Consider the following 13,503-nt stretch of genomic DNA (forward strand, 5'->3'; position numbering starts at 1 on the left):
TGTTTATGAGAAAACTTAAGAAGGGGAAAATGCCAAAGAACTGGCACGAACTGTAATACACTTACTATCTCCTTTCAAAGACCATATCAAGTCTATTACAACTGACAATGGTACAGAATTCGCTTGTCATGAAATGATAGCCAAAAGCCTTGGTGTTACCATATATTTTGCTGACCCATACGCTTCATGGCAGAAAGGGGCTATAGAAAATGCTAACGGACTAATTAGGCAATACGTGCCAAAAAAAGAAACCTTTGAGCATATCAGCCAGCAACAAATCACGAAGTATTCAAAGAAAATTAACATGAGGCCAAGAAAGAAATTAGATTTTAAAACACCACAGGACTGCTTTTACGAACTAATTAAGTAAATTTGCACTTGCTTGTTGAATTCACGGATAAACAAAAAATATTATAGACCTTAATTTCGCAGTATAAATTCTTGTAAAAACTTCAAGTGCCTGAAAAACAACGTTCTCAAAACACTTAGATATGTCAGAAACTTCACCTATCTTAGTGCTACGAAAAGTGTGAGATTTAATATATTTAACTTTCGGTCACATCAAAAACTACATAAATATGGACTGGATGGGGTCGTTTGAACCGCCCTCCCCATAATTATGATAAAACGGAAACAAAGAAGATCATGCATTGGAGTGAATAATCAGTAGTCATTCCAAATGTTATTACCTCCATAATGGTTCCGTTTCCCATCTCTGCGGAAAGCCGAGAGCTTTTAAGTCAATTTCGGGAAACCGAATGAATAACCATGTTAGTTTGGATTGCATATCGTTATTTGGGGATATAACATTAAGAAAGTATTTGATGATGCAGAGGTCAAAGTAAGCACGCATAGAATCTGTTGGAAGCGTTATCCATTCTCCTGCGGGACTAATGGGAATTGCTGGCTGAATGGCATTTTGCTTGTTCCATACTCTTGAAGGATGAACCTTTCTTGTACAAATGTGCTGTTTTGGGCATTTTCAAAAAAGGATACATATAAGCAGACAATCTGTAATAACCAATGTTATCAAGGTATTGTATGGCTTTATTTCTATTACAAATTTGTAAACCTCGAGATTCAAGCAAATCAACGAGATTTTCTGAAGATTCAAATCGTTTTGTAAAGGGAATAAGATTCACTGTATTCAAATGTGTATAAACAAAAAACGCCTCGCACGATTTGAGCATTGTTAAGAGGCTTGGCGAGGACTGACTCAGTAAAGATACGAATAATTATTGATAATACAAACTTTTTAGTAGGAAAAATCACGCAAAAGTGGATTTCTTTTATTGCACTTCGTTTTGTAACTTGCAGAAATGGTCGTGAAATTATGAAAAACAACTTTGCTGTCACTTCTGTCACTTTTTATATGCTTGTAATTAGTTGATTATAAGTATGTAAGAGGAAATGTTAAAAGTGACAGCAAATGAAATTGAAACTTTATTTAGTAATATGGAGTTAATAAGAAAGGAACTCTTGTTATTTCTTTTGTAGGCTTGTCAGTAAGTCGGCAACCACGTAGCTGGAGCCACCAACGAAGATGAAGTCGGATTGGGCGGCATCATGAAGGGCGGCTTGGTAGGCTTCAAGGACGGTCGGGAGGATCTTTCCGTGCAGGTCGTAGTCGTTGGCTGTTGTGGCAACCTTCTCTGCTGGGAAGGCACGATGCGTACTGGGTTGTGTCCAATAGTAAATGGCATCATCGGGGAGCATAGACATGACAGCGTGAAGGTCTTTATCATCCACCATACCAAAGACAATGCGCTTCTGCGCACATTGTTGACGTTTGATTTGTTGGGAGAGATAAGTCCATCCACCAGCATTGTGTCCTGTATCGCAAATCACTAATGGATTAGCCTGTAGCTTCTGCCACCTACCCATTAAACCCGTCAGTTCGCAAACATTGGCAAAGCCTTTAGCGATACTTTCAGCGTTCTTGATGACACCTTTATTATATAGTTGCATGACCGCAGTGAGTACTGTGTTGGCGTTCTTCTCTTGATAGCTACCACCCAATTCGCCCACAATATCGCCGAAGAAACGAGTCTGATAAGCGATACCACCATCAGGGTTGGGATGAGAAGAAAGCACTGCAGGGATGTCTTCAGCAAAGACAATGAGCGCATCCTCTTTCTGTGCTTTAGCCTTGAAGACAATCTGTGTTTCAGGGACAGACTCACCAATAACGACAGGTACACGATGTTTGATAATACCAGCCTTCTCTGCTGCGATAGCTCCGAGCGTATTACCGAGGAACTGGGTGTGATCGAGTGATATATTGGTGATAATCGATAAAATAGGAGTGATAATGTTAGTACAATCGAGTCTACCACCTAAGCCCACTTCAATGATAGCAATATCAACCTTCTGCTCAGCAAAGTGCTTGAAAGCTAAGGCTGTTGTGAGCTCAAAGAAAGAAGGGTGCAGCGGCTCGAAGAAGCTGCGTTCCTGTTCAACAAAGTCGATAACCTCCTGTTCAGATATCATTTCTCCATTGACTCTGATACGTTCGCGAAAGTCAACGAGGTGAGGACTGGTATAGAGCCCTACCTTATATCCTTCAGCTTGGAGGATAGCAGCCAACGTGTGGGAGCATGAGCCTTTTCCGTTGGTTCCTGCAACATGAATAGAAAGGAAGTGGGTATGTGGATGACCAAAGTGCTCATCCAAAGCCTTTGTTGTCTCGAGTCCTTCTTTATAAGCAGATGCTCCGACGTGTTCGAAGACGGGGGTGCTGTTGAATAGATATTCTACTGTTTCTTGGTAGTTCATGGGGGGGATGGGTGTTAGGTGGTGGGTGGTGGGTGATGATGAAATGTAAGGAAATGATTTAGCCCCATTAGCCAAAGAAGTCTAATGGGGCATATAATCATTATCTCAATTCTAATTGTAAACTCATTGCTTATTAAAAACTTGTTTACTTGTCAACTCGTTCGACTTATCAACTCATTTAACTTGTTTACTCGTAAACTCGTTCACTCGTCAACTTGTAATAACTCGTCAACTCATTCAACAAAACAGTTTCTTAAAGTTCTCGAAGATAGAGCGTTTGGTGTTGTTATCACCACGGAAGTTTTCGCTTTGGCGTAATTCTTCAATCATCTTCTTCTCTTCCTTGTTCAGTTCCTTAGGGACATAGATGCTGATATGAACCACTAAGTCGCCAGTACCGCTACCATAACCTTGTACTGCTGGCAGTCCCTTACCACGTAGGCGGAGTGTCTTACCAGGTTGTGTACCGGGTTCAATCTTAATCTTTACATTGCTACCGTCGATGGTTGGGATATCAACCTGCCCACCTAATGTAGCTGTTGGGAAATCGAGAAGGAGATTATAGATGACATTCTGTCCGTCACGAACGAAGGTATCGTTAGGTTCCTCTTCGATATACACTTGTATATTACCAGCCACACCGTTGTGTCTACCAGCGTTACCTTTACCAGGAACATTGACTACCATACCCTCAGCAACACCTGCTGGAATCTTGATTTCGACAACCTCCTCGCCCTTGACAACGCCTTCACCATGACAGTGAGTACATTTGTTCTTGATAATCGTACCCTCACCATTACATACGTGACAAGTGGTCTGAGTCTGCATCATACCAAAGATACTCTGTTGTGTACGGATTTCAACACCCGAACCATGGCAGTTAGGACAAGTCTCTGTGCCACTTCCTGCCTCAGCACCAGACCCATGGCAGTGCTCACAAGCCACGTCTTTACGTACCTTGAACTTCTTAGTAACACCTGTCGCAACCTCTTGCAATGAGAGACGAACCTTCAAACGGAGGTCACTACCACGGAACTTAGGTGCATGACCGCCCCCTCCGAAGCCACCGAAGCCTCCACCATGTCCACCGAACACATCGCCAAACATAGAGAAGATATCGTCCATAGAGAAACCACCAGCTCCACCGAAGGGATTACCACCACCAAAGCCACCACCAGGAGCGTCAAAGCCAAACTGGTCATACTGCTGTCTCTTCTGTGGATCATGCAGTACGTCGTAGGCTTCAGCAGCCTCTTTAAACTTTATTTCAGCCTCAGGGTCATCCGGATTGCGGTCTGGGTGATACTTAATAGCCAGCTTTCTATAAGCCTTCTTTATCTCGTCTCCAGAGGCACTTCTGCTTACTTCGAGTACCTCGTAGTAATCTCTCTTCTCCATTGTTGTTTATTGTCCTACAGCTACTTTAGCGTGACGTATCACCTTGTCGTTGAGCGTATAACCTGTTTGTACACAGTCGATAACCTTCCCTTTCTTATCGTCGCCCATACCAGGAACCATGGCTATAGCTTCATGGTAGTCGACATCAAAGTCGGCATCGTCGGTCTTAATCTTGTGTACACCAAGTGTCTCTAAGGCTTTCACAAACTTCTTGTAGATGAGTTCAAAGCCCTCTTTGATAGCCTGTGGGTCTTCAGTCTTGTCTGCAGTGGCACGTTCAAAGTCGTCAAGGATAGGTAGGATAGCCGCAACGGTCTTCTCACTTCCATTGAGAATCAGTTCCGATTTCTCCTTCAACGTACGTTTCTTGTAGTTATCAAACTCTGCCACTAAGCGGATATATTTATCCTTCCACTGCTCAGCTTCAGCCTGTGCAGCTGTCAAGGGGTCATGTTCTTCCTCTGTAGAAGCCTCCTCTTCGTTGGCTTCTACCTCTTTTTGTGTGTCAGCTTCATGCTGAGTTGCCTCTTCATTGTTCAACTCCAGCTCTTCGCCTTCAACCTTTATATTTTTCTGTTTCTTGTCCATAATTATTGCACTATTAGTCATCACATACCCTTACAAATAGTATGCCATGTTTTAATAGTCTTAGTACATTCCTGCTTTTTGTGCCTTTATCTGTTCGTCATGGATATACTCATCGTAAGTCATCAGCTTGTCGATAGTACCCTTTGGCGTCAGTTCTATGATACGGTCGGCCACAGTGTTAATAAACTCATGGTCGTGAGAACTAAAGAGGATATTTCCCTTAAAGCCCACCAAGTTATTATTGAATGCTTGAATACTCTCCAAGTCAAGGTGGTTGGTAGGTGTGTCAAGTATCAAACAGTTGGCATTCTGAAGTTGCATACGTGCTATCATACAACGCATCTTCTCACCTCCAGAGAGTACGTTCACCTTCTTCTCTACCTCTTCCTGCTTGAACAACATACGTCCCAAGAAGCCTTTCATAGCCACCTCGTTGCCTGGTCCGTATTGTGACAACCAGTCGACAAGGTTCAAGTCACAGTTGAAGAACTCTGTATTATCCAATGGGAGATAAGCTGTGGTGATGGTCACACCCCAGTTATATGTACCACCATCTGCCTGATGATTACCATTGATAATCTCGAAGAGAGCCGTCATCGCCTTTGGATTACGAGAGAGGAAGACAACCTTCTGACCTTTTTCTATATTGAAATTGACGTTATCGAAGAGTACTGTTCCGTCTTCGTCAACGGCCTTCAAGTTCTCTACCTCGAGTATCTGATTACCTGGTTCACGCTCCATAGAGAAGATGATTCCAGGGTATTTACGGCTTGATGGGCGAATCTCTTCGACGTTCAGACGCTCCAACATCTTCTTACGAGATGTGGTCTGTTTACTCTTTGCTACGTTGGCAGAGAAGCGGCGGATAAACTCTTCCAACTGTTTCTTCTTCTCTTCAGCCTTCATCTTCTGGTTCTGAGCCTGACGTAATGCCAACTGTGAACTCTCGTACCAGAAAGAGTAGTTACCCGCAAAGACGGTCACCTTACCAAAGTCGATATCAATCGTCTGTGTGCTGACTGAGTCGAGGAAGTGACGGTCGTGCGATACCACCAATACTGTCTGATGCTCATCAATCTCACCGAGATAGTCCTCTAACCACTCAACGGTCTCAAGGTCAAGGTCGTTGGTAGGCTCATCGAGTAGCAAGTTCTCTGGCTTACCAAAGAGTGCCTTAGCCAACATCACACGCACCTTCTCAGTGTTAGAGAGCTGTGACATCTGCTTCTCATGTAGGTCGTCTTTGATACCGAGGTTCTGAAGCAACTGTGCAGCATTGCTTTCTGCCTCCCATCCATTCATCTCAGCAAACTTCAACTCTAAGTCGGCAGCACGGTTACCATCCTCTTCTGTCATCTCTGGTTTGGCGTAAAGTTCCTCACGCTCTTTCATGTTCTGCCAAAGTGACTCATGTCCCATGAGGACTGTGTCCATAACCTTATACTCGTCATACTTAAAGTGGTCCTGTTCCAACACAGACAGACGCTCACCTGGGCCCAGCTCTACTGTACCCTTATTTGGCTCTAAGTCGCCAGAAATGGCACGTAATAAAGTTGATTTACCAGCGCCATTAGCACCAATGACTCCGTAAATATTACCTGGTGTAAACTTTAGATTAACGTCCTTGTATAGAACTCTCTTGCCGAATTGGATAGCAAGGTTTGAAAGTGTAATCATCTTTTTCTAATACCTTATTATATAATAATTTGGCTGCAAAGGTACGATATTTATTTCAAACAACAAAGAAACAAGGATATAGAAGCTCATGTTCTTTCTTCATTGTGCTACTCGTTTCTGTCCTTACGACGACTCGCCTTTTCCCTTTTTTATGGCTTTGTGAATCCGATTGGACACTCTCGAAATAAGGACCGAAAACCAGTCTTGAATAAAGGGGATGATTACGCATATATTACAAGAAAAGTTTTATTTTGTTTTGCTGTCACTTTTAACATTTGACGTAACCGCTCTGTAAATTAGAGAGTTAAGTCTTCAAGATAGATGACAGGAGTGACAGCAAATTTTATTTTGCCCGAATTGCTTTACTTTTGAAACCTTCTTCATTCATGATTAGGGATGGACTAAAACACTTAAAACGCAAGAGGCATTTCTCTATCAGTGTTCATAGAGAATGTCATAGGACTGCGGAGGGGCGGAGCCCGACAAGAGACAGGGAGGTTGCGACATCACGTAAGATGGTAGACAATTGAGGGGTAGAGAAACAACAAGGCGTTTTGTCGCTTTTTATTCAAAGTCTTGTGAGATTAAAAGGATTTCATCATCTTTGCAACTGATAAAATTCAAATTAATTACTAAAGGATGTAATCTGGGGATAAGACCATTAGAGAATGTGTACCACCTTATATTATATAAGGTACGGAGGCAGTGAGATGCTGCGTAAGGTTCTTTAATTAGGATAACGTAGACTATTATAAAACCCATTCTAATTCACCCTCATACTCTCACTTTATCCATGTGAGTGTAAATACTTTTCATCCTGTCAGTAGTGAAAGTATATTATTAAAATAAGTATTCAGTATAGTATATTATACAACACGTTATGAAACATAATACGAATAAAGCGACTTATAAGAAACCCTATACTGTGATGATGTGCGTTAACAACGAGACATGTTTGGTAGGTACTTCGTTTAACAGTCAGCACAAGCCCGGTCGTCATAAGTCTGGACCTCAGGCATCTAATGCAAAGCAAGGCTTTGACTGGTATGACGACGACGATGAGGTCGTATCAGACAAGGGTACTACTTCGTTATGGAGTGACTAATCTAAGGAGAGTGTATATAATTAAGTAATTAGCATAAAAGGGCAATATAAATAATGAGAAAACATAATTTTAAGGTGCGCCTACTGTCACTCATAGTGTTGTGTGGCATTGTAATGATGTTTACCGCTTGTTCTAATGAAGATGTGGCACAAGGTTCTGTAGAGACAAACACGGCGAACAACGATAATCTAACAACATTCGTAACAGGCAACCCAGCAACTCGTACCTCACTCAACTATGATGATGGCGCTTTCTTCTGGGAGTCTGGTGACCATATCTATGTGCAGGATGACAATGGAATATGGCGTAAGAGTAGCAATGCTCCAACGGAGAAGACGGCCAGCTTCAAGTTCAAAGTGCCTGGTAAGTACACTGATCACACCTCTTATAAGGTGTATTACCCTGGCAAACAAGGCGTTAACAATAACGTAACTATCTCTGCCTCACAGCTTCAGAAGACCCCTAACAGCACCGCTCATATTGGTGAGGCAGGCGACTGTGGTACGGCTGATGCGACAGGTGGCAACGGTGTGTTCAATTTCCGTCTCGACCATCAAGCGGCCATCCTCGTGTTTCAGCCGTTTACAGAGAATGATGCTGTAAAGAACTGTTATCTGACTAAGATTGAAGTGACCTCCGATAATGACATCACTGATACTTATACTCTTGACACAACGTCAGGCCAGTTGACGGGCTCTGGTAGTGGTAAGACGATTACAGTGACTACCAAGGGAGATCGCTCCTATGCCCAAGGTTTCCCTTTGAAAACCAGCTCTGCGAACGTAGCAACGAATGGTACGTATGTCGTGATACGCCCTGGCACACATGCCCTGACCGTTCGTTATTGGATAAAAGACTATGTCACGCAGGTTGAGGGAGCCGTAACTAAGACCTACCCAGCGTTCGACTACGAGAAGAACGACTACTATGATATGACGGCCAACCTTAACGTAACTGATTACGACGGTACGAAATATTATATGTGGGATGCTAAGAAGAACTTTTGGAATGGTCATGAGTGGAACTCTACTGACCCTTTGCAGCCTGTGCTAAAGGATAAGGACAACTCAAACTACCCTAAGTCTGGCAGTGATAGTTGTTACTATCGTAGTACTGAAGGAATTGGACGTGACGACGCAAAGTATTCTTGTAAAAAACTACCTAATGCTAATGAGTTAGCGTGGTATGCTGAGAAAGGAGATGCTCGCTGGGACGGCGAACGTATTTGGACAACTATGGGACATCTGTACAAAGGTGGTATGTGGTTTAAAAACAAAGCATTTATTAAGTTGACAGAATCCTTTTCCGAAAGTTATGGTCCTGGATTTTATGGTGATATGAGGGATAATTGGGGTATGATAAGTAAGTCAGTAGCACAAGGTGCACCTGTGGGCTTCTTTGCGGAACGTTACTTCTTCCTTCCAGCATTAGGCTCCTATAGTGTTGGTTATTTGTATAAAATAGGTGAGGAAGGCTGCTACTGGTCGTCAAGTGCTGGCAATAACAATAGTAACTGCGGTTATATGTTAGAATTCAATAAGAATACCGTTTCTGTTAATACAACTGGTAGTGATGTTGGATACTATGTAATGGAATTTGAATAACCTGCTTCTAAAGCCTTTTCTTTAAGAATTTCCTTTCTTAAAGTTATGGATTTGAGAATATAACCTTGCCAACGCACGTCCTGCATAGAGTCATTATCGGACAACTCTGTGATGTGGGATGTCGTTGGCAAGGTTTGTTTTGTGTAATCAAATCATGATAATACGGTGTTGTCGCAGCTTATTTCAGAGGATAGGGACGGAGTCTTTTGTCAGACTATTTCGTTTCTTGTCTTTCAGTATACGCCTAACTCGTTTCTAAAAGGTGCTTGATTAATTTGCGTCTAACCCTTGAAAATTAAGATAATCTTATGCTGATGGAAACTACTTGATAGTGAGGAGGGAACGCAGGGATTAACATGGGATTTTTCTATTCGTACAGAGTTATAATATACATATTTAGGTAGTAGTCCATTTCCTAAAGTATTATCCGATTTTGATGTTGATAATATTGGATGGATCAAGAAATTGTCTATTGTGAACAATGTCTGTCAGAAGTGAGGAAACCGGCATCTTTACAGTCGTCGACATTCCCATTTAGCAATATGGTTAAGTGATGGTTATATTTCCTTTCTATATCGGTTATAATTTGCTACATGCTATTACTATTGAATATCTTCCCATAAAACATACTGTTGACCATTATATTCTTAGCTCTGCAAAGTGCCATTCTGAAATCGAATGGAAATGATAAGGCCATAAAAAAAATGCGTCGAAGAATTTGGAAATATGGGAAATACTCGTTATTTTTGCATAAATAACCGACTTAATGTATGTTAATTAGCGATAATGAAAAGAAGGTTGTTGATATTCTAAGGGGCCGTATTGATGAAGCTGACACAGGTACATTGTTCTTTAACAATAGCTTCCCAGAATACAACGATGAGTATGTTGGCAAAGTCTTATCAGATTTTGTTCGGCAGGGATTATTGTTAAGACTATCTCGTGGTATATACCTGAAAGCGAAGAAAACCAAATTCGGTATAGTTTACCCTACTACTGAGGAGTTTGCTCGTGCGATTGCAGAAAGAGACAATGCGGAGATTCTCCCGACAGGAAGTACGGCATTGAATATGCTCGGACTGTCAGAACAAGTGACTATGTCTCCCGTCTTTCTTACCAGTGGGTCTGCAAGAAAAATCAAGTGTGGCAATAGAACTATCACTTTCAAAAGGGGAGTACCTAAGAACTTTGCCTTGAAAGGACAGGTTACTCGCCTTTTGGTACAAGCAATGAAGGCTATTGGAGAACGAAACTATAATAATGAGTGGGAAAGCGCAATTAGTGTAATACTAAGTAGATATCCAGAGGATAAAACCATGACTGATGATCTAAAGGTGATGCCTACATGGATAAGACGAAGCATTATAAAGATTTTAAATAGCAAGTATGAGTAGTTGGCAAAGTCATAGTAATGACGAACGCATAGCAATGATACAGTCGGTCGCCTTGAAAAATAATATCGAAGATAATGCCGTAGAGAAAGATTGGTGGGTAACAGTAGTTCTCAAGGCATTGTTCAATACGTCGTGTGGGAAGTGGCTTCTTTTCAAAGGAGGAACTTCATTGAGTAAAGGATGGAACCTCATCAACCGCTTCAGTGAAGATATAGACATTTCCCTTGACAGGAAATTCTTTGAGAGTGTCCTTAACTTGACATTTGCAAAGTGCGAAAACAACAATCAGGTAAAGAAACTAAGGAAAGCATCACGTGACTATATTCATGGGAAACTTTCTGCAGAACTTTCTGCAGAACTCTTTAAAATGGGAGTCAAAGGGTATACTGTTCAGAATGAAACAATCGCTGGGGTACCTCCAAAACCTATAGACCATGATAGTGATCCAACTGTAATTTTTGTCAATTATCAAAGCATATTGCCGTCTAGTATGCGGCTTATTGATACGAGAGTTAAAATAGAAATAAGTTGTTTGTCTATGTCTGAGCCTCATGAATATTGTGAAATTCACTCTCTTATCTTCGATAAGTTCCCTGAAGAGGATGATGAAATGACCGCATCAATTAAGACTGTAACGCCATCAAGGACATTCTTGGAAAAAGCATTGCTACTTAATGAAGAGCTTCAAAAGAAGGAACCGAGATCCCTACGTATGTCTCGACATCTTTATGATTTGGATAGATTGATGGATACGGAATTTGCCCAGAAAGCATTGAATGATGGTAAACTCTACAAGGCGATTGTAGAACATCGTCGTCGGTTTTATCATTTGGGATATGTGGACTATGATAAAGATTATCCCACTATGATTAATTTTATCCCCCAAAATGAAGTAATGAAGGCTTATCGTCTTGATTACGAATCAAATATGGTAGATGGCTATATATATGGTAAAGCAAAAGCCTTCGACGAGTTGATGGATAGGATGGAGAAACTACTTCAACATTTCAGACAGATTGTAATATCTTAGCGTAAGAGTTTTTTAGTATTTGTCGTAGGTGTTCCGATATTACATGAAGTGTTTTCCATAGAATCGGTTGGCAATCTTCTCTTTAAGACAGTGGGTCATTCTTCAAAAAGAATGTTTTAGTCGTAATTTCTGTTATATAACTCCAATATATAATATCATCACTCCTTATTCAAGAGGCTCACCTTGTTTATTCGCTTTATCTTTAAGATGTTCATTTGTAAAAGTTTAGAACTTAAGAACATAACCTTGCCAACGCACGTCCTGCATAGAGTCGTTTTTGGACAATTCTGTGATGTGGGATGTTGTTGGCAAGGTTTGTTTTGTTTATTCGAATCATGATAATATGGTGTTGTCGCAGCTTATTTCAGAGGATAGGAACGGAGTCTTTTGTCAGAATATTTCGTTTCCTGTCTTTCTTTATACGCCTAACTCGTTTCTAAAAGGTGCTTGATTAGCTTACAGAAGACGCCTTTTAAGCATCAAGAAGGGCGTGTTCTTAGGCCTTGAAGGGCGTCTTCTTGGAGTGATATTGTAATGGCTTGAAATTCAGAAGATTATAGACTAATCATGAACCTTGAGTATCTATTGTTTTAAGGAATGGTATGTTGTTATTTTGTAAAGATATTTCCTAGTTCTATTATATTATCAACAACAGCTGTAACGCTCTGTGTACTCTGTCGGCTGTAGGTCTTCAATAACTCAGTGGCCCCTCCCCCTTCCCCTCCCCCGCAGGGAAGGGGAGTAATCACCGAGATACCCCTATGGCTAATCATTAACACCTAACACCCAGCATCCAACACCCATCTTTAGCTGAAACGTTCTGCGAATTCTGTATGCCGGAGGCCTTCTGTGGGTTCGAAACTGTGCGCAAAAACGCTCTGTTAGATCTGTAAGTTCTGTGAGAGAAAACCTCCCCAGTATGAAAGAAAAAACTCCCCAGACTTCTTGTCAGCAGCCCAATAGGGGTATCTCGGTAATCACTCCCCTTCCCTTCTGGGGAGGGGTTGGGGGAGGGGCCACTATCTTGTGGGCTCGAAACGTGCGCCAAAAAGGTTCTGTTAAATCTGTTAAATCTGTGAGAGATAATACTTCTCTGCGAGTTGCTTGTGTGTCATCTCATAGAGTGGGTGCGTTCTATTTCTCACAGAAGAACACAGATGAACAGAACACACGGTATTTCACAGAGACATTAAGTCAACCGATTTCACAGAACCTTACAGCCACCTTTAGCAGTAACGCTCTGTGAACTCTGTATGCCGAAGGCGTTCTGTGGGCTCGAAATGTGCGCCAAAAAGCTCCGTGAACTCTGTGCGCTCTGTGAGAGATAATACTCCTCTGCGAGTTGCTTGTGTGTCATCTCATAGAGTGGGTGCGTTCTATTTCTCACAGAAGAACACAGATGAACAGAACACACGGTATTTCACAGAGACATTAAGTCAACCGATTTCACAGAACCTTACAGCCATCTTTAGCTAATCATCAACACCTAACAACCATCACCCAACACCCTTCTTTAGCTGTAACGTTCTGTGAATTCTGTATGCCGAAGGCCTTCTGTGGGCTCGAACTGTGCGCAAAAATGCTCAGTGAACTCTGTGTGCTCTGTGAGAGAAAAACTCCCCAGTGTGAGAGAAAAACCTCCCCACCGAGTTGCTTGTGTGTCATCTCATAGAGTGGGTGCGTTCTCTTTCTCACAGAAGAACACAGAAGAACAGAACACACGGTATTTCACAGAGACATTAAGTCAACCGATTTCACAGAACCTTACAGCCAACAGAAGCCTCACCCCCAGCCCCTCTCCGAATGGAGAGGGGAGTGATCACCGAGATACCCCTGTATGTCCTCAAGATGTTTAGCGGCCCATCTTCTATCAGTAGCAGGCTAATAGGGGTAACCTCACATACTACTCCCCTCTCCATTCGGAGAGGGGCC

Annotated in this window: 8 protein-coding genes and 2 pseudogenes; 5 read left to right on the plus strand and 5 right to left on the minus strand. The window is 41.9% G+C overall.

The window, feature by feature from the left end; translation table 11 throughout:
* Positions 1–370: pseudogene (locus HMPREF0666_RS16330) on the plus strand (IS30 family transposase); the annotation flags it as partial.
* A gap of 315 nt (positions 371–685) precedes the next feature.
* Here the strand turns inward: HMPREF0666_RS16330 and HMPREF0666_RS16335 are convergent.
* From HMPREF0666_RS16335 to HMPREF0666_RS01175, 5 genes and pseudogenes are all read right to left on the minus strand, one after another.
* Positions 686–1,190: pseudogene (locus tag HMPREF0666_RS16335) on the minus strand (Abi family protein).
* Positions 1,191–1,482: 292 nt separating this feature from the next.
* Positions 1,483–2,775, minus strand: a complete 1,293-nt coding sequence (locus HMPREF0666_RS01160) for a folylpolyglutamate synthase/dihydrofolate synthase family protein (RefSeq protein WP_009010448.1) — start codon at positions 2,773–2,775, stop codon at positions 1,483–1,485.
* A gap of 237 nt (positions 2,776–3,012) precedes the next feature.
* A complete protein-coding gene (gene dnaJ / locus HMPREF0666_RS01165) occupies positions 3,013–4,173 on the minus strand; it encodes a molecular chaperone DnaJ (RefSeq protein WP_009010449.1) in 1,161 nt (386 codons plus the stop codon).
* Positions 4,174–4,179: 6 nt separating this feature from the next.
* Positions 4,180–4,761 (minus strand): nucleotide exchange factor GrpE, encoded by a 582-nt coding sequence (locus HMPREF0666_RS01170; RefSeq protein WP_042855869.1) that lies wholly within the window; start codon positions 4,759–4,761, stop codon positions 4,180–4,182.
* Between the two features lie 60 nt (positions 4,762–4,821).
* Positions 4,822–6,438 (minus strand): ABC-F family ATP-binding cassette domain-containing protein, encoded by a 1,617-nt coding sequence (locus HMPREF0666_RS01175; protein ID WP_009010451.1) that lies wholly within the window; start codon positions 6,436–6,438, stop codon positions 4,822–4,824.
* An 880-nt stretch (positions 6,439–7,318) separates the two neighbouring features.
* Between HMPREF0666_RS01175 and HMPREF0666_RS01180 the strand changes: the two genes are divergently transcribed.
* The 4 genes from HMPREF0666_RS01180 to HMPREF0666_RS01195 all read left to right on the plus strand — a co-directional run bounded on the left by HMPREF0666_RS01180 (position 7,319) and on the right by HMPREF0666_RS01195 (position 11,571).
* Positions 7,319–7,543, plus strand: coding sequence for a hypothetical protein (locus HMPREF0666_RS01180; RefSeq protein ID WP_009010453.1), 225 nt, complete (start codon positions 7,319–7,321; stop codon positions 7,541–7,543).
* Between the two features lie 53 nt (positions 7,544–7,596).
* Positions 7,597–9,147: a hypothetical protein gene (locus tag HMPREF0666_RS01185; protein ID WP_009010454.1), complete on the plus strand. Its 1,551-nt coding sequence runs from the start codon at positions 7,597–7,599 to the stop codon at positions 9,145–9,147.
* Between the two features lie 770 nt (positions 9,148–9,917).
* Positions 9,918–10,541: a DUF6088 family protein gene (locus HMPREF0666_RS01190; protein ID WP_009010455.1), complete on the plus strand. Its 624-nt coding sequence runs from the start codon at positions 9,918–9,920 to the stop codon at positions 10,539–10,541.
* Complete coding sequence (locus tag HMPREF0666_RS01195; protein ID WP_009010456.1) at positions 10,534–11,571, plus strand: nucleotidyl transferase AbiEii/AbiGii toxin family protein; 1,038 nt, start codon at positions 10,534–10,536, stop codon at positions 11,569–11,571. Before HMPREF0666_RS01190 ends, HMPREF0666_RS01195 begins: the two co-directional genes overlap by 8 nt.
* Positions 11,572–13,503 lie beyond the last annotated feature (1,932 nt).

It is taken from the genome of Prevotella sp. C561, assembly GCF_000224595.1.
Classification (GTDB): domain Bacteria; phylum Bacteroidota; class Bacteroidia; order Bacteroidales; family Bacteroidaceae; genus Prevotella; species Prevotella jejuni.

Excerpts from the sequence above, each read along its gene's own strand:
- HMPREF0666_RS01170 (WP_042855869.1), bottom strand. The coding sequence starts at position 4,761 with ATGGACAAGAAACAGAAAAATATAAAGGTTGAAGGCGAAGAGCTGGAG.
- HMPREF0666_RS01185 (WP_009010454.1), top strand. The coding sequence starts at position 7,597 with ATGAGAAAACATAATTTTAAGGTGCGCCTACTGTCACTCATAGTGTTG.
- HMPREF0666_RS01160 (WP_009010448.1), bottom strand. The coding sequence starts at position 2,775 with ATGAACTACCAAGAAACAGTAGAATATCTATTCAACAGCACCCCCGTC.
- HMPREF0666_RS01195 (WP_009010456.1), top strand. The coding sequence starts at position 10,534 with ATGAGTAGTTGGCAAAGTCATAGTAATGACGAACGCATAGCAATGATA.
- HMPREF0666_RS01180 (WP_009010453.1), top strand. The coding sequence starts at position 7,319 with ATGAAACATAATACGAATAAAGCGACTTATAAGAAACCCTATACTGTG.
- HMPREF0666_RS01175 (WP_009010451.1), bottom strand. The coding sequence starts at position 6,438 with ATGATTACACTTTCAAACCTTGCTATCCAATTCGGCAAGAGAGTTCTA.
- dnaJ (WP_009010449.1), bottom strand. The coding sequence starts at position 4,173 with ATGGAGAAGAGAGATTACTACGAGGTACTCGAAGTAAGCAGAAGTGCC.
- HMPREF0666_RS01190 (WP_009010455.1), top strand. The coding sequence starts at position 9,918 with ATGTTAATTAGCGATAATGAAAAGAAGGTTGTTGATATTCTAAGGGGC.